Annotated in this window: 17 protein-coding genes; 8 read left to right on the top strand and 9 right to left on the bottom strand. The window is 55.2% G+C overall.

The window, feature by feature from the left end; genetic code table 11:
* Positions 1-234: hypothetical protein (locus tag Q0932_RS20160; protein WP_299357018.1), on the top strand; the 234-nt coding region annotated here is incomplete at its 5' end.
* Positions 231-770: a recombinase family protein gene (locus Q0932_RS20155; protein WP_299357016.1), complete on the top strand. Its 540-nt coding sequence runs from the start codon at positions 231-233 to the stop codon at positions 768-770. The genes Q0932_RS20160 and Q0932_RS20155, both read left to right, overlap by 4 nt.
* 43 nt (positions 771-813) lie before the next feature.
* Here the strand turns inward: Q0932_RS20155 and Q0932_RS20150 are convergent, their stop codons facing one another.
* The 3 genes from Q0932_RS20150 to Q0932_RS20140 form a co-directional block, all read right to left on the bottom strand.
* Positions 814-5,751, bottom strand: a complete 4,938-nt coding sequence (locus Q0932_RS20150) for a type ISP restriction/modification enzyme (RefSeq protein WP_299357014.1) — start codon at positions 5,749-5,751, stop codon at positions 814-816.
* Positions 5,752-5,905: 154 nt separating this feature from the next.
* Positions 5,906-6,448: a PIN domain-containing protein gene (locus Q0932_RS20145; protein WP_299357012.1), complete on the bottom strand. Its 543-nt coding sequence runs from the start codon at positions 6,446-6,448 to the stop codon at positions 5,906-5,908.
* Positions 6,448-7,206: a hypothetical protein gene (locus Q0932_RS20140; RefSeq protein WP_299357010.1), complete on the bottom strand. Its 759-nt coding sequence runs from the start codon at positions 7,204-7,206 to the stop codon at positions 6,448-6,450. Before Q0932_RS20140 ends, Q0932_RS20145 begins: the two co-directional genes overlap by 1 nt.
* A gap of 869 nt (positions 7,207-8,075) precedes the next feature.
* Here Q0932_RS20140 and Q0932_RS20135 point away from each other — a divergent pair.
* From Q0932_RS20135 to Q0932_RS20120, 4 genes are all read left to right on the top strand, one after another.
* Positions 8,076-9,122: a replication initiator protein A gene (locus Q0932_RS20135; protein ID WP_299357008.1), complete on the top strand. Its 1,047-nt coding sequence runs from the start codon at positions 8,076-8,078 to the stop codon at positions 9,120-9,122.
* 121 nt (positions 9,123-9,243) lie between these two features.
* Positions 9,244-9,897, top strand: a complete 654-nt coding sequence (locus tag Q0932_RS20130; RefSeq protein WP_299357006.1) for a ParA family protein — start codon at positions 9,244-9,246, stop codon at positions 9,895-9,897.
* Positions 9,897-10,145: a hypothetical protein gene (locus tag Q0932_RS20125; RefSeq protein WP_299357004.1), complete on the top strand. Its 249-nt coding sequence runs from the start codon at positions 9,897-9,899 to the stop codon at positions 10,143-10,145. Before Q0932_RS20130 ends, Q0932_RS20125 begins: the two co-directional genes overlap by 1 nt.
* An 18-nt stretch (positions 10,146-10,163) precedes the next feature.
* Complete coding sequence (locus Q0932_RS20120) at positions 10,164-10,697, top strand: hypothetical protein (RefSeq protein ID WP_299357002.1); 534 nt, start codon at positions 10,164-10,166, stop codon at positions 10,695-10,697.
* A 29-nt stretch (positions 10,698-10,726) separates the two neighbouring features.
* Here the strand turns inward: Q0932_RS20120 and Q0932_RS20115 are convergent, their stop codons facing one another.
* From Q0932_RS20115 to Q0932_RS20095, 5 genes are all read right to left on the bottom strand, one after another.
* A complete protein-coding gene (locus Q0932_RS20115) occupies positions 10,727-12,163 on the bottom strand; it encodes a relaxase/mobilization nuclease domain-containing protein (RefSeq protein ID WP_299357000.1) in 1,437 nt (478 codons plus the stop codon).
* Positions 12,160-12,495 (bottom strand): plasmid mobilization relaxosome protein MobC, encoded by a 336-nt coding sequence (mobC, locus tag Q0932_RS20110; protein WP_299356998.1) that lies wholly within the window; start codon positions 12,493-12,495, stop codon positions 12,160-12,162. The genes Q0932_RS20115 and mobC overlap by 4 nt, the downstream gene beginning before the upstream one ends.
* Before the next feature lie 256 nt (positions 12,496-12,751).
* The gene (locus tag Q0932_RS20105; RefSeq protein WP_299356996.1) at positions 12,752-13,033 is read right to left on the bottom strand and encodes a hypothetical protein; all 282 of its coding nucleotides are present in this window, start codon (positions 13,031-13,033) and stop codon (positions 12,752-12,754) included.
* On the bottom strand, positions 13,033-13,362 hold the full coding sequence (locus Q0932_RS20100; RefSeq protein ID WP_299356994.1) for a DUF3768 domain-containing protein: 330 nt from the start codon (positions 13,360-13,362) through the stop codon (positions 13,033-13,035). Before Q0932_RS20100 ends, Q0932_RS20105 begins: the two co-directional genes overlap by 1 nt.
* Complete coding sequence (locus Q0932_RS20095; protein WP_299356992.1) at positions 13,359-13,604, bottom strand: hypothetical protein; 246 nt, start codon at positions 13,602-13,604, stop codon at positions 13,359-13,361. Before Q0932_RS20095 ends, Q0932_RS20100 begins: the two co-directional genes overlap by 4 nt.
* Positions 13,605-14,033: 429 nt before the next feature.
* On the opposite strand from Q0932_RS20095, the gene Q0932_RS20090 reads away from it, so the two are divergent.
* Positions 14,034-15,668, top strand: coding sequence for a type IV secretory system conjugative DNA transfer family protein (locus Q0932_RS20090; RefSeq protein WP_299356990.1), 1,635 nt, complete (start codon positions 14,034-14,036; stop codon positions 15,666-15,668).
* Entirely contained in the window at positions 15,658-16,293 is a 636-nt protein-coding gene (locus tag Q0932_RS20085; protein ID WP_299356988.1) for a hypothetical protein, read from the top strand. Before Q0932_RS20090 ends, Q0932_RS20085 begins: the two co-directional genes overlap by 11 nt.
* Here Q0932_RS20085 and Q0932_RS20080 read toward each other — a convergent pair.
* Positions 16,290-16,631, bottom strand: coding sequence for a hypothetical protein (locus Q0932_RS20080; protein ID WP_299356986.1), 342 nt, complete (start codon positions 16,629-16,631; stop codon positions 16,290-16,292). The two genes, Q0932_RS20085 and Q0932_RS20080, sit on opposite strands and share 4 nt — an antisense overlap.
* Between the last annotated feature and the right edge of the window lie 95 nt (positions 16,632-16,726).

The following is a 16,726-nucleotide window of genomic DNA, read 5'->3' as shown; positions in this document are numbered from 1 at the left end:
TATTATGTCAAGAAAATTCCCCTGTATTCATCTTACACCCCAAAGGGGTCGAAGCGCCCTCCGGCGCATACGCATGCTTGCATGCAAGGCGCATTACGCCGGAACCTGGTCGGTCAAAAACGGTCGTTTTTGTCATTGTTTCGCACCTCACCCGAAATCAAGCTGTTGATAAGGACAAAAACCCTCGGCAAAACTTTTGCAGTTTTGGCAGGTTTTTGTCACGATGGCGCATGATTATTGGATATGCCCGCGTCTCAACAGACGATCAGAACCTCAATGCCCAAACCGACGCCCTGAAAGCGGCCGGTGCGGAACGCATTTTTGCAGACAAGATCAGCGGCGTGAAGCGAGATCGCCCGAAGCTCGGGGCGATGCTCGATCAACTCCGCCCTGGCGATGTGGTGGTCGTGGCCAAATATGACCGTCTCGCCCGATCCCTGCGTGATCTGCTCGACCTGGTGGAAACGATCAAAGATCGCGGCGCGGGCTTCCGTTCCCTGGCTGAAGACATCGACACGACAACGCCGGCCGGCCGGCTCGTCTTCCATGTCTTCGCCTCCATCGCCCAATTCGAGCGTGAGCGCATCGCAGAACGCACGAAAGAGGGGCTAGAGGCAGCAAAGGCACGCGGGCGGATCGGTGGCCGCCCCCCTGCCCTCACGTCCGATCAGAAAGCAGAAGTGCGCCGCATGCGCGATGATGAACATCGCCACGTCTCCGAGATCGCACGACTGTTCAAGGTCAGCGAGCGGACGGTGCGGCGAGCTTAGCCAATTTCAGATATCCCCCAGAGGATCTGCTATCCTCTCGGCATCAACCATCAATTTCCAGCTTCGGCAGACTGCGCACGATCTTCATCGTCTCAAGGCTCACCGTGATAACCCTCTGAAATAGCTCAAGCGGATAAGCGGGATTGCCCATCGTCTCAATCGCGTACCGGTTGGCGTCGTTGGTGATGCCGCTCTTCTTATCGGTTTTCACGATCTGGCGCTCCATTACCCATTCGAGGGCGGGCCTTCCGTTCACTACGTAGTCATAGGCTTCGAGCGGGATGTCCTGCATGGTGATGTTGCTGTTGTAGATCACCGTACCTTTATCCTTTTCGCGCGCGCTGCCTCCGAATTTCATCTTGCTCACACGGTAGAAGGCTTCAGGGTCTTTGATCACTGCCATACGCAAATCACCCTGCTTGATCACGACAGGATAGGGGTCAACGCTCTCATAGTTCACATGCAACTCGCCTAAAGCACGACCGGCACGACTGAACGTCCAAAAATCCTCGGCCTTCTTCACGCAAGGAATACGGGGGAGCTCTTTAGATAGGTTATCGGCGAAGCGACCACGATAGTCGGCCGAATGTAGAAGGCCATAGATATAGTAAAAAATGTCTTCCTTGGAAATCTCTTCCCCAGGATAGGCCGTTTGGAAGTGTGAAAGCCCCGCGTCTGAAATGGCATTCCTTCGGGTTTTCACATTACTCTCAGAAGCAAAAAGCCCGTCTTGTTCCTCATCGTCTACCGTTTCGTAAACAAACAAGGGAAAACACTGGCTTCCCCCTTTCATCGCAGACAGACAGAGTTCCGGCAAAACATTAGTCATCTGTGCAGTGAAGCCAGCAATGTTGCCTGGCGCGGATACACAGATCGCCAAATTGTCTAAGGGTTTACCATCCGCAAAAAAGAGCCTGGGAAGCTGATAAACGCTATTGTTTACGAACTTGTCAAAGTAAGCCCATTGTCTACAAAACGGCCGGTACTGCGCCAGAGTTGCATTCGCCTTATTGAAAACCCCTCTTCGTCCTTTGGTAAGCTCCTTCTTTAGGTCGCCTGACCAGCTAATCTTGGTCGGATCAGGGTCAACAAACTCATCTACTGCGGCCTCTCTCTCAGTCTTAGAAGCCTCGCCGTAGACTGCCTCAAACCGATCAACTTCCCGATTATATGAATTGAACATCGCGCCCATGTTTTCGTTTAGTTGATCCGAACTGAAGTTAAACGCCCAAGGGTCGCGGTTCGTCTTTAAGCCGCTCGAATAGAGTGAGAAAATTGTCTCTGCCTTCTTATCTTTGTTGTTTCCGATCTGAATGAATTTGCTGAAAGAAGCATCTCGTTGTGCCAACCAATCACCATGTTCATCGGGGACAATTTTCCCCCAGTCATCTTCATTAGAAATTCCTGAGATACTGCCGTAGGAGCTGATCTTAGAAAGCTTTTCCTCACGGCTGAGATAGAACCCGATATCGCAGAAATTGACTTCACCATGCTTCTGGGATTCCGGGTTTTTCACAAGAATGCTGATGGCGATCGGCGCCCTACTACCACCACCGAATATTTTTCCACCTTCCTGTCGTGAAATCTCACCCGCAGTATTCTGATTTCCCCTGAGGTGAAAAACGTACAGGCTGGTAAACTCATCGCACAACGCCTTCCTGAGACCGTCAGCCGCTCGGCCTTCAATCCACCCCCCGTTTGTCACAAACCCGATGACTCCAGAATCTCCAATACGGTCGCTTGCCCACCTGATCGCGCGAATATAGCTGTTGCGAAGCGAAGTCTTTAGTTTCGCGGAAGACTTCGCCTCGTACGTCTCCTGCAAGCGACGATCTAGGGACTCATAAGAGAGGTTCTTTGCGTTGTCGTTCTCGCTTTCTTGTCCATCCGAGTAAGGAGGGTTGCCGACGATAACCCGAATATCTGTTGCCTTCTGCCGTTTCCGGCGCTCTGAGTTGTCTGGCATGTAATGCGATATCAGATCGTCGCTCTCGTACATCTGGAAAGTGTCAGTAAGGCAGATACCCTCGAACGGCACATAATCCCCGCCCTGAAGACCATGATACACCGCCTCGATGTTGATCGCGGCGATGTAGTATGCCAGCAACACGATCTCGTTGGCATGGATTTCATTGCGGAATTTGTTCTCAAGCTCTTCGGGTGCGATCAAACCTGACTGCAAAAGCCGGGTGATGAACGTGCCAGTGCCAGTGAAAGGGTCGATGATGTGGACGCCTTCAGAGCCAAGGGTCTGCCCGAATTCCTCCTGCAACACCTCGTTGACCGAATGGATGATGAAATCCACAATCTCGACGGGGGTGTAGACGATGCCAAGCTTCTCGGTCGTGCGCGGGAAGGCGTTACGGAAGAACTTGTCGTATAGCTCTACGATCAAGCGCTGCTTGGCCTGCGGGTCGGTGATACCCTGGGCGCGAAGCTGAACGCTCGCGTAGAACTTTTCAAGGTCTTTGGATTCCTTGTCGAGATTGGCCTCGTTTAGCACGTCCAAGACGCGCTGCATGGCGCGCGAAACGGGGTTTTCACTGGTGAACTGGTGGCCTTCAAAAAGCACCTCAAAAACAGGGCGTGTGATGATGTGCTGTGCCAGCATTTCGATTGCATCGGCTTCGGTAATCGTCTCGTTCAAATCATCGCGCAGCTCTTCAAGGAAAGCATCAAAGGCTTTGCGCGCTTCGGTGTCGGGGTCTTTCAGGATGCCCGTCAGGCGGGTGATATGGTTCTTGGCGATGTCGGCAATATTGGTTGCCCAATCTTCCCAATAGTCCCGCGTCCCGCATTTCTTGACGATCTTGGCCATAATGGCGCGCGAGAACTCATCGACCGAAAACATCATTTCGGTCTGCTCGGGGCCAGTCGCAACTGGATCACGTCCAGGGGTGCCGATATTCGATCTAGCAGGCGCGGCCTTCGTGGGAAGGTCTTCAACCACGGCGGTCACGGCCTTCAGCTCGTCGCTGTCGATCTCGGGCGCACCGGTGACGCCGATGATCTCGATCTGGCCGCTCACGTCTTGGCCAAGGGATGCCTTGTTGATGGTCGCATCGAAACGATCATCGTGGGCACGTAGCGCGTTCAGGATTTGCCAAACCACGCGGAATTTCTCGTTGTCTGCAAGCGCCTGCTCGGGCGGTACGCCTGCGGGCACACCCACGGGCAGGATGACATAGCCCATCTTCTTGCCTTCCGCGCGGCGCATGACTCGGCCAACCGATTGCACCACGTCGATCTGACTCTTGCGTGGGTGCAAGAACATGATCGCATCGAGGGCCGGAACATCCACGCCTTCAGAGAGGCAACGGGCATTGGTGAGAATACGGCATGTATGATCATCTGCGTCGGCTTTCAGCCAGTCGAGAAGGCGGCCGCGCTCTTTGGCATTGAACGTGCCGTCTACATGCTCGATCTCGCAACGGAGTTGGTCATCGTCTTCCTCGATGTCATCAAGGATCGGATCATCGCCAAGGAATTCATCGACCACTGCAGAAAATTCGTCGCGGATCAGCTTTGAGCTGCGAATATCTTTGCAGAAGGCCAGGGCGCGGCGCATTGGGTGAGGGTCGGCCGCAACATCTGCTTTCATGTCCGTCTTGGTCAGTGCTTTGTAGCAGCCGACAATCTTGGTCGCATCATCGAGGACAAGCTCGCTCGCGCTGTCAGCAAGGCGCTTTTGTACGCCGGTGCTGATTAGCCCTTCGTCCATTGCCAGGACGATCACCTTGTAGTCGGTTAGCAAGTTGTTCTGCACTGCCCACGAGAAACCACGATAGAAAAGGGTTTTGCCAAAGAGGTCTTCATCGTCCATCGAGGCAAGCACAGCGTCGGCCTCGTCGGCCTTGGCTTTGACATTATCGCCAAAGATGCGCGGCGTAGCGGTCATGTAGAGCCGCTTCTTGCCCTGGATCACGTCATTGTCGTGAACCTTCACGAAGTTGGATTCATCGTCGCCTGCAAGAGTTGCGCCGGTCGTGCGGTGTGCTTCATCACAGATGATGAGATCGAATTCGGGGTGTCCGTGCTGCTTTTGGGCATCCGCAATTACCTGAATGGATTGGTAGGTCGCAAACACCACTGTCATTTTGTCAGGGGCGGGATGATTGACGCCCTCTGCGAGTTTTACCGCATCGGTGCTGGCCGGAAAGGCAAGATCGAGGATGTCGATCTCGGCCACGTCATTATTGCTCGCGCGGCGTTTGCCAACTTGGGTGTCAGAGCACACCGCAAATGATCGGAGCGGTGTTTCGGTATCGCCCGTCCATTCGCGCACGGTTTGCGCCATGAGTGCGAGGGAAGGCACGAGAAACAAAACAAGATTGCCCTGTCCCGCTAGGTCTTCGGCAATCTTCAAGCTGGTGAAGGTCTTACCTGTGCCACAGGCCATGATCATCTTGCCACGATCAGCTTCGGTCAAACCTGCCCGCACGTCACGCAACGCTTCTGTCTGGTGCGTCCTGAGCGTTTTTTTATCAGCCAGGACAACCTCGCCATCTGCGGAGAAGGTTTCCCAAAGGATTGGGCTTTCCTGCAGATCGCTAAGGCCGATACGGATCGTCGGGATCGCCTGCCCTCGAATCATAGTTTCGGCGTTTTCACTCCACGGGCGCTCGGTAGTGTCGATGACTACGCGCCGTCTGAAGGGCTCTTTACCCGATGCAGAAATGAAGCTGTCGATATCTTCCTTACGAATTCGGTAAGCAGCATCATAGAACTTGCATTGGATAGCTGCGTAGCCGTCTTCGTCCTTGAGTTTGGCAACGAGGTCGATGCCGGTGTCGCGGCCGTCCCATCCCTGTTCTACTGCCCAGGTCGAGTAAGGCTTGACGTCCTCATACTGTTCGACCTGGACGGGATCATGGGTCAAAAATGCGATAGAAAGGCGCTCGAAATAGGTTCCCTTATCGCGCTCGGTACGCGCAGCGTCTCGATATGAATTTAAAAGGTCTTGGAGAGAATTACTCGTCATGAGAGATTGGCCTGTCGTGTCATTTTGTTCGCAAAAAAGCGTTTTACTCCTTTTCGCACAGCCATGATTTTCTTGGAAGGAGTTTCCCCAAACAATCCATAGCCTTTGCGTCCTGCATGCTTGCATGCAAGGCGCATTGCACGGTTCGCTCCGGTTATTCGGTAGGGTCGAAGTCGAGGGACTGTTGCGGGTCTTCGGGCGGCAGATCGAGCTCGGCCGTCCGGTATGCTTTCAAATCAGCGCGGGCCGCATAATTGTGCACATCGTCGTCGTCAGAGTAGACCGTGTGCGCTCCCTCTGCTTTGGCGATGGCCACGATCTGCCGATCAAACTTGATTTTGGTCTTCGTAGCGTCGGGATTAGCGGCATCGACACGGTGGCCGCCACGCTTGATCGCATCGCTCATGGCAAGAGCGGCTTCTATCGCTGCCTTCTGGTCGAAAGGTGCAATTCTGAAAGCGGCTTGTCCGTTGAGAGTGTCAAGGTAAGGCTGCAAAGCGTCGCCAGCATGAACCAGAACTTCACTTAAAACTGGCGTTGGAATAACAATCTTTTCTTTGTCGGCCGTAAGGTTTTCGATCAGATACTCAATCCGCTCGGCGGCTTTTTCGACGGTCTCACCAGTGGCGGGATCGTTAGGCGCTTTGGCATTGAGATCAAGAACAAGAAGTAGAACAGAGCTATCGAAAACAACCATTAGTGCAGACCGTTACCCTTCTCGCGAAGCGCTTTCAGAGCACTAATGGGATCGTCCATGTTCTTCCACTCGCTGCCTTCAATGTCGCGCATCTGATCTATTGCGTCTTTCAAATCATCGGCGGCAAGAACGGTGTAGCTGTCAACGCGAAATTTCTTGAGAATCCAGTTGCCTTTCGGATCACGCAACCACCTGCCTGTGCCGAAAATCCGCACAGGTTCATACATGTGTTTGGCAAGACGCCGAGCAGTTTCGCGATTGGTGTCGATGCCGGTGTATTTGATTTCACCGTTCTGAAGCTGAAGATGTACCGTCTGATCCGCGCCGCTCACGCTGATCAAAATGCCGTCAAGCGATCCTTCCTGGTTGAAAGGTCCATAACTCCTTGGTTTTGGTCTTGTCACGCCAGGGAAAGCGATAATCTCGGCGCTTTCATCTTCATCCTCGTAAACAAACCCTGTGGCATTGTCTTCTGCAAGTAAGCGATCAATTTCAGCTTGTGCCTTGGTCGCATCAGGGCTGCCTTCACCGCGTTTCACCTGTGCTAGATGATTGGCAACTTTCGGCACGTCTTCGTGGTCAATTGTTGTAACCAGCTGTGTGCTGCCAGGTTTCAGTGTTTGAAAATGCACAGCATTCTCATGGCCAAGCATAGCCGCAAGATTCTGCATATACTGAGCCAGCCGAGCCATGGGTATGGTCTCAGGGGTAAAGGCTTTGATGTACAGCGTGTAACTCTTGCTCATTTTTTCACTCACTACGGCGTTCTTTCCTGTGCCGCGTCTATCATCGTATCATTTCGGATTGGTCAATAGCAATAAAATTCAATAAACACATATAGTTATGAAAGTTCATTGAATATCAGAATCTTAGAAAGCATGCTAGCATGCAAAGCGCTTTAGATGCTAATTTGGTTCCCCCGTATTTGTCTTACACCCCAGAGGGGTCGAAGCGCCGTCCTGTCGGTCTGGGTGCCCTGCCCTATCCGTCATGATCCTCGGCGAGAAGAAGCTGATCTGCTTTCGGAGCCGTCCCTTGCTTGAGCCCGAAAAAAGAACAGCAAGGTTCCTGGTTCAAGGGCGCGAAGCGGGAGCGGAGCCACGCGCAGGATGCGTAAGCATCTGAGCATGGCGAGCACCCACCCCTTGAAGCTGGGTTCTTGATGGTCTTAGGGCTGAATCAAAGCAAGGACGCCTCTTCGATTTGCGCATCTGCTTTTGGTGAGTCCTGAAGTCTTTTCTTGTGGTGGGGGGCGCGGGTTCGCCCCAACGGGGCGAAGGGGCGCATATTGGTTATCGGCCGACTAGGCCGATGCCATTTAGCAGCCTTCCAGGCTGCGTGAGAGTTAAATAGAGTTATATAAGGGTTACAGGATTCCGCATGCGATTTAAGGCATTGAAATAACGTGTGAAACCAGTATGGGCTTCCCTAATCGGTGTGTGAAATGACGAAAAAAGGTGTGTAAAGTGACGAATTATGGTGTGTGAAATGACGAATCTGCTTAGAAGTTATCCACAGGTTCAGATGGTGTGTGAAGTGACGAATCTTGACCGCCGGTGTGTGAAATGACGATAGTAAGGCATGGTGTGTGAAATGACGAAACGATTCTGCGCGCGAGGTGGGTGAAGTGACGAATGCCCCCCTACCCTCTTCGCGTTCTCCGCTGCTGCCGGATCGACATCCGCAGCGCGATCTTTTCGTCTGTGACATCGTGGATGCTGTTCCCAAGGGCGACATGGCCTCGATGGAAAATCCCGTATTCACCCTATCGACAAAGCCAGACATGCGCGTGCGGCGCTTTGAGCGCGGCGAGAACTGGATCGAGATCAATCCTTCCCGTCATGGCCTGGCAACCGTCCATGATCGGGACGTTCTGATTTACTGCATCAGCCAATGCATGGCCGCGCTCAATGATGGGCGGCAAGTCCATCGCAAGATGCGCTTTAAGGCGCACGATCTGCTCGTTGCCACCAACCGGCAAACCTCTGGTCGGGGCTATGAGCTTTTAAAGGATGCGCTGCGCCGCCTCCAAGGCACACAGATCGAAACGAACCTGCGACAAGGCGGCAAAGAATACTTCAAGGTATTCAGCTTGATCGACTCGGCCGAGATAGTGAAAGAAACGCGCGACGGCCGCATGCTCGATGTCGAGATCGAGCTATCCGAATGGGTTTTCGATGCCATCGAGAACAACAACGTGCTGACGCTGAATCGACAATACTTCATGCTGCGCAAGCCCTTGGAGCGACGGCTCTACGAGATCGCGCGCAAGCATTGCGGCAACAGCCCGCTCTGGAAATGTGGGCTCGACCTACTGCGCCAGAAATGCGGCTCAAGCTCGACCCTGAAAGAGTTTCGCCGCCTGGTCGGCAAGATCATCGAAGATGATCAGGAACACGACCACATGCCCGATTATGCCTTCACCCTCGAAGGCGACATGATGTTCGTGCGGCCAAAGAAGGAAACGCACCAAAGCGCCCTGCCCTTACCGCTCTCTTCTCTCCGGCTTGACTCCGATACACCCGAAGAAGCCCGCCGCTTTGCTCCAGGTTGGGACATGCGCGTTCTTGAAGATGAATGGCGCTCTTGGGTGATCGAGAAAGGCATCGCAGTCAAAGACCCCGATAAGCACTTCCTCGCCTTCTGTAAGAAACGCGGCGCGTATCGCCGCTGAGCACCCTGCATGAATGCATGCAATGCGCTTTTGTGGAAAAGATGCGATCATGCTTGGCGCAATTCAGCAAAGCGTGTTAGCATGATGCAAAACAACGATTTGGCAGATCGGAGCAGTATCAATGACCTATAAGATTGGGATGGTGTCCCAAAAAGGCGGCGTCGGGAAATCCACCCTCGCCCGCATGATGGCGCGAGAGTTCGTCGCCGGTGGCCTGACCACCAAGATCGCAGACCTCGACACACAACAACAAACCTGCACGCATTGGGCAGGACGGCGCGCCGAGAATGGCGTCACGCCGGAAATCCAGGTGCAGAGCTTTGCCTCGGTGAAAACCGCGCTCGAAGATGCGCCGCGCTTTGACGCGCTGATCATCGACGGCAAGCCGAACGCCTCTGAACAAACTTATGAGATCGCCAAGGCGTCCGATCTCGTCGTGATCCCGACAGGGCAAACGGTCGATGATCTGCATCCTGGCGTCGTCCTGGCGCACAGCTTACGCAAGAAAGGCATCGCGACAGAGAAGATCGCCTTTGCCATGTTCAAGACCACGGGTAGCGAGCGCGAGAATGCTGCCGCACGCCAGTATCTCGAACAAGCGGGCTATGCCGTCCTTGAAGGCGAAGTTTCCGTTTCGACAGCCTATGGCTCGGCCTCTGACATCGGCAAGGCCATCACCGAAACATCGTTCCGCAGCTTAAATGATCGTGCCTCGAAGCTGGCGCAAAGCGTGATCGACATGATGGCCGAGCTACAAGAAAGGCAGGTGGCGTAATGACCACGAATATCACAAAGCTCAAAAGCGGGAAGGGCGCTCCGCCTCCGGCCGATGAAACCCCCGATGTGATCGCAACCGACACTCGGGATGCAAAAGAGCCGCTGCGGCCGTTGCAGGTGCGGATTCCGCAAAGCACCTTCGAAGAGTTCTCAGAACGGGCAGGGCGCGAGTTCGGCTTTAGCCACGGGGCAAAGAAGCAGCTCTTCCTCAAGATGTGGGATGCCTACAAAGCGCAAAACATGTAAGCATGAATGCATGCAAGCATGTCGATAATCACACTGAAATCGCAAGCTGATATTCACGAAGCTCTGAAACGTATCGAGGACAGTGCTGCGCGGGCACAAGAAGCTCTCGCAGCATTACCGCCTTCACCGCTCCAAGCTTTGGAAGCTATCAAGTTTCAGCCTATCGGCTCGCACCCACTGGATGACCGGCCGCTCAACATCATCGAGCAAGTGAACCAGACGTTCACCTATCTAGTCGCGGTGAAAGCGGCCGATCTGCTCATGCAATGGCATCCCGAAGCGAGGGGGTTCAGACTTGCACCTGGAGCGCATGCACCAAGAGGCACTCTCGATGTCGAAAGTTTGGAGCCTGGGCTTGTGGGCGCGGAAACATTCGCGGCCGTAAGACCAGAGAACAATCGAAAGCTGGCAAACGACTTGGCAAAGCTAGAAAGCCGCCCCGAGCACCATCGCTATGCGTTCTTCATGTCGCCTATGTTCCCCAAGACAGAACGCTTGCCCTCTAAAGAGCGGGAAGGTGTGAAAGTCTACTCAATTGCCCTCGAAGCATGAATGCATGCAATGCGCTAACGCGCCCTTTACTATTCTTTTTTCCGCGAACGCTTGCGGCTGCGGCCTGGTCTCTTCCGACCGGCGCGCGCGGCGCGGTTTTGCTCCGCCCTAGCTGCGCCGCGTGAGGGTTCAGGCCGTTCCTTCGATTCCTGCTTCGACTTAGCAAAGCCGCGCGATGCTTCGAAGGCGCGTTTACGCTCGTCATTATGCCGTCGCCACGCAGATTTAAGCTGCTGCTTGTCTGTTGCCTGGCGCTGTATCAACGCCGCACGCTCCGACAAGAACGATCCGCGCGCGGAAGAGAGTAGGGCGCTGCGCTCGCCCTTGAGCGATTTGATCGCCGCGCCAACCTCTGCCCGTTGCGCTGCACTCAACTCACGCACCTGCGCCTTGTGCAATCGTTCCAAGGCATCGGCGCGCTTGGTCGAGCTGGTAAGGTAATTGAACGCGCCACCCAAGAAGCCCCGCGAACTGTCAGGATCGAGCTTGCGCGCATGCACAACGGCATCAATGGCGTTCCTGATTTTCCCTGAAACCCGCGTTTCACGCGCATAGAACTCGCGGCGCTCGCGGCTGTGTCTGCGCCCGAGCTCCTGCCATTGCGGCCGGTAGGCGTGCTTGATGTTCGCCCGCACGTCCTGAATGCCGTTTTCGGTCTGGCGGTAAATCTGATCTTTGCGCGCCCTGTAGCCTTTGCCCAGGTCTTTCCACTCTGCGCCGTGGCGATCTTTCATCGCCTTACCATCGGCCGAAAGCTTGGCGAGCTTCTTCTTGAACTCGGAAACCAGCTTCTCGGCCTTGGGATCGTTCGCCGCCTTCGCCTTCTTGATGTCCTCGGCCATCGAGCGCGGCTCGTCGGATTCCGCCCGCCAGTATTTCAGCTTCTCATTGTCGTCATGGCGGGAAAGCCGCATGTCCCAATTCTCGGCGCGCTTGGGGCAATAATGCTCCTCGCCCCGTGCCTGGCGATAACCAAGCGCCCATTGCGAAAGTTTGAGGCGGTCATTGCCGGTCGCTAGCATGCGCCCGTCTTCCGGCGAAACCCGATTGACGATCACATGCACATGCGGATGCGGGCGGTCGTCATGACAGACGATCAACGCCTGGCGATCTTCCGCACCTAGCACGCTGATCGTCTCGTCAGCCGCGCGCATCATTTCCGCGCGCGATAGGGTAGGGGCTTCGTCGGGATGCCATGACAGGGTGTAGGCATAGACGGATTGATCAGATTTGCGGCCGGTGTTGCGCACACCCGCGTCGCGCTTCAATCGGTCGGCATCCATCGCCGTTGCCGCCATGACCTTTCCCGCCATTTCGGGATCGTTGGTCATGAGGTTGCGGGTTTCCGTCCAGGCCACGCGCTCGGACGTGAAACGCTCGCGCTCGCCTGCCTCCCGTTTGTCGTGGAGATAGTAGGCAAGCGCTCCTTTGAAGCTCGCGCCCTTCTTTGCGATGTCGGGGATCATGTCCGCCTCGCAACGTCCTCAAGGGTCGCTACGAGCTTCCCGAGCACATGGTCGAGGTGGTGTGGATCGCGGTCGCCGCCGCGATTCAAAACGTGGGCAATCTGGTTGAGATTGACGCCGATCCGGTTGAGCTCGGAGAGAAGCCGCGCATCGGCCAGCCCGCGTTTTGGCGTGACCTTTCCCGAGGTCGCGCGCTGTCGCACCAATTCCGTGACCGAAAGCCCTGCCCGCTCTGCCTGAAGGTGCAGATCAGCAAGCTCCGCCTCCGTCAAACGGATCGGTGGAAGCTTCGCGCTGCGGCGCTCGTGGGGCTCTTTCTTCGGTCGCGCCATGTGCTCTCCTTTCCGTATCCAAGGCCGGAATTGCCTTGGTCGTGATTGAACGGCGACCCGTTCTGCACCGCCTCATGGGCGGTTCATGCTGGGGTATCGGGGGGCGGCGCAAGGCCCCCTGATCAAGCGTTTTTGCAATGCAAAAACATAGCTTGCTACACGTCTATTTCTCATAATACGCCAAAACCACTACGTTATGCAAATTAGGTGCAGGGGTTGCCGCAAGAACGGTTTGCCTTAAAGGCAAACCCAGCCTCTAAAAGAGGCTGAGCTGCTGCGAGCGCAGGACGTAATCCTGCCACGCGGGTTTAGCGGCTTCGGTGTCGAGCCAGTCGCGCACCATCGCCTCGATCTCGTCCATCGTGAGCACCGGATCGACCGGCCCGAAAAAATGCGAACGGTAGCCGGTCTCCGTCATGGGAAGCGGATCACCGTCATGGGATTTGATCTCCACATGGTCGATCACGTTGCTCCAACGCGGAGTGTAGGAAAGCCGAACGCCTCGGCCTTCCCAGGTGATGTTTCTGACCTCCGCCATCAGTATTCCTCCGCAAGAAGGATAGTGAGAACGCGGCACGTCTTGACCGGATCGAGCGGGTCTTCGCTGCCACGTTCCTTGTCAGGATCGTAGTAGTCGATCTTCCAGAATACCTTTCCGGCCGCAGGGTGATCGAACGCGCCGAAGTCATGCTCGCCATAGGGATCGTTGTCCTCGGTGAAGCTGTCGAAGCAGCGCACCGTCATGACGATCTCGGCCTGTGCCTTGGGCGGCAGGTCAGCGATTCCGCGTGTCAGGTAAATCTCGCCGCCGTTGAAACTGCGCCGGAAGCGGTCATTGATTTCCGCAAGGGTAGGGCGGGGGCTCATTGTGAGCCTCCCTGATCCTGCACGTCCACGGGGACAAGGAAGATCACACCCTGGCGTTGCGTAAGCTCAATGGGGATGATGTCGAGCTGAAGAATGCCGCCTTGCTTGCCGTTCTTGCGCGGCCAAACTGCGCCGATCTCTTTGGGGCGGGCGAGCTCGTCGCGCCCCTGCCGATCCTGCCCCGTGATCCGCGCAAAGGACACGCGGTAGAGCGGTAAGTTGTCTTGGTTTCTGTTTCTCATGGGATTTACCCTTTCGTTCTTGGGCTGGTTCATTCCAGCCGATGCGGACGAACGGATCGGATCGCCAAAGCGAAGCGGTCATGGCCAACACGGCGGCGCAGCCGGTGGGGCGGGCAGGCCATTGACCGAGCCGAAGGCGGCTTCGCTGCGCATCCGATAGGACGCATCACATTGGCTGGATTGGACACACCCGAGGCGCGAAGGGCAGGGGAAGCCCTGACGGGCTGAAAAGAAAGACACTCGCCGTTAGGCAGCCCCTTTGAATGGGATCAAAGGGACAAGACAAGGCTGGGGCGCTTCGATCCCCTCAAGCATTGTCCTCGTCGCATTCGCTCCTGCGGGAACGCTTGACCGGCTCTCCCGCTATAAACACCTGAACAAATGCGGTTTTAATGTATAGATTGAAGGGAAAGACTGGAGATTGAGGCAATGGCGAAATACGGGAATGGATTGGCAGGACTCGCAACGGCGGCGCGCGCCGCTGTTGGTGCCTATCAATTCTTCCAAGCCATGAAGCCGCGTACACCTCCCAAACCCGTCGATCCCATGGAAGGCATGGCCACGGCTGTCGAGCTTGACCGCTTTGCTTTCGATCCAGACGGCTTTTACCTCGGCAAAATCCACGAAGACCACGGTATTGATTTCGAAGCATCGCTTCCGGCATCAGATGACCGGCATGTGCTGATCGTGGCCGGTAGTGCATCGGGGAAGGGTGTCACCCTGGGTGTGCAAAACGCGATCCGATGGAAAGGGCCGCTTTTTGCCATCGACCCCAAGGCCGAGATTGCCGAGCTCACAGGTATGCGGCGCGGGTCGCGTGAAGCAGCCAAAGATTCAGGCACGTCCGTTCGCCAGTTTGTCGGCCAGAAAGTTGCTATCCTCGATCCCATGGGCGAGACGCGCGGACCCGCCAAAAAGTTCTGCGTCCACTATGATCCATTAAGCGACATCGACATTTCAGACATGCGCACTGCCCGAAAGCGCATTTCCAAGCTCGCGGCCGGAATGGTGATCCCAGAGAACGGGGACAATGCCCACTTCTCCGAAAACGCCACCACGCTCATCGCAGGCACGATTGAAGCCGTGAAAATGCTGGAAAAAGAGCGGGATCACCGACTGCCCTTCATTCGGCAAAAAATTCTCGGCAACGTGAAGCTCAAAGACGAGAACAGCCCGACCAAGCGCGAAGAAACGGCAATCAAGGCCGGTTTCGAAGCCCTCTACGATTACCTGACGCAAGATGCGTTACCCGATGATGGCCACGCGGCCGAAGCGGCGTCGGTGATCGGTGAAGTCCTCGGATCAGACGAAGCCGGATCGTTCCGCACCACGCTCTCGCGCAACCTGAAATGGCTGATTGACCTGGACATGCAGGATCACCTCAAGCCTTCCGGTTTCTCGCTTTGGCGCGCGGTGCAAGAAGGCTGGACGGTGCTGCTCGTCCTCAACCCCGATGATGTTGGCGAATATCGCAACTGGCTGCGCATGAATGTGCAGATCGCGCTCTCGGCCAAGATGGCAATGGGAACGAACCAGGAAGGGCCGCAAACCCTGTTTCTGCTCGATGAATTCCCGGTGCTTGGCCGCTTTAAAGAGATCGAGGAAAAGGCCGGTTACATTCGCGGCTATGGCGTCAAGCTTGCGCCAATCATCCAGTATGTCGGCCAGCTTCAGGAGCTCTACGCAAAGAACTGGGAAGCTTTCATCGGCAACGCGGCCGCGCTGATTGGGTGGGGTTTCAATGACCTGGCAACGGAAGAGTATTTCTCCAAGCGCCTCGGCAAGGTGATCGTTGACGAAACCACGGTCGGCACGTCCTCAAATTTTTCCCTGGGCGGTGGATCGACCGGCGATAGCGAAAGCACAACACGCCGCGAACGCATGATCCGGTTTTCAAACGAGCTGCGTGAACAAGGCGCGCGCGAAACCATGCGTGCCTTCGTCATTCCTGCCACCGGCAAGGGCTTCACCATTCGCCGCGTGCCTTACATGGAACTTAAAGAGCGGAAGGTCTTTGACAGCATCGAACACATAAGAGCCTGGGAGAAGCACCATGGCCTTTGAGGATTTCCTGCGCATTGCGCATATCGGGCTGATCGGCCTCTACCTTTTCACCATCGGCTATTACATCCGCTCTCGATATTTCAAGGACAAGGAAACCTGGGAAACCATCTACGATGCAAACCTTGATCCGCACGACAACCCCGAGAACGCCAACAATGCAGGAAATCTGGCAACGCTAACGCTAGGCCACGCAATCATTTGGGGATTCTCACAGCAGGTCTTTCCGATTGTATTGATCGTCTTGATTTTGGGCTTCGTGTTTTGCGTAAAGCGACTCGCCGATGTTGAGCCTGTCTTTAAGCGGATAGAGCACAAGAAGCGGCTCGAACGGCGCTACGGGTCGAAAACCAACAATGGCGGGTTTCAAGAGCCCCCCTCCGGCGACGACGACTATTTCAGCTACAAAAGCTCTTCTGGCGGGTCGAATAAGCAACGGCGTGCGTCCAGTGCGAGCCCTGAAATGCCCTACGGTGTGGATAAACGACATCCAGACGATGCAAAATTCTGGGCTGTGGTCGATGATCCAAACGCCTCAGACGGTGAACGACAAAACGCTTTTTCTGCGATCTTGAAGAAGCAAGCCAAACGCAAAGGTCGCTCAGGAAACGACATTACATCGACTTAGGGTGCTCTTCGACCAGTCGGCCCTGAAAACTGGTAGCGAGTTCGGGTGTGTTCTTCATGCGAGAGCACCTTGCGCATCGTGATTAACAGATTGTCGGCAACGTGGATTTGCCCGCCTTCGTCCTGCCAAGCTGAAAAGCGCACTTCGGGATCATTCAATCGGTCGAAATTATCCCTGTACCAGCCAAGCCAAGGACGCCGCCCCTGCGCGAAGCGCATCATACGCTTGAGCATAGGATCAAAGCCGCCAGGGGGAAGCGCTTCGATGCGCCTTAAAATTTCCGCCTCTACGTTCTTCTCAAAATCACCATTGAAATCAGCACTTAACAAAACGCACAAAGGTAAGTTATTCTTACCTATTATGTCAAGAAAATTCCCCTGTATTCATCTTACACCCCAAAGGGGTCGAAGCGCCCTCCGGCGCATACGCATGC

Source organism: uncultured Shimia sp. (genome assembly GCF_947498095.1).
Classification (GTDB): domain Bacteria; phylum Pseudomonadota; class Alphaproteobacteria; order Rhodobacterales; family Rhodobacteraceae; genus Shimia.
The sequence above is the reverse complement of the archived record's forward strand: the minus strand, read 5'-3'. Positions and strand labels throughout refer to the sequence as shown.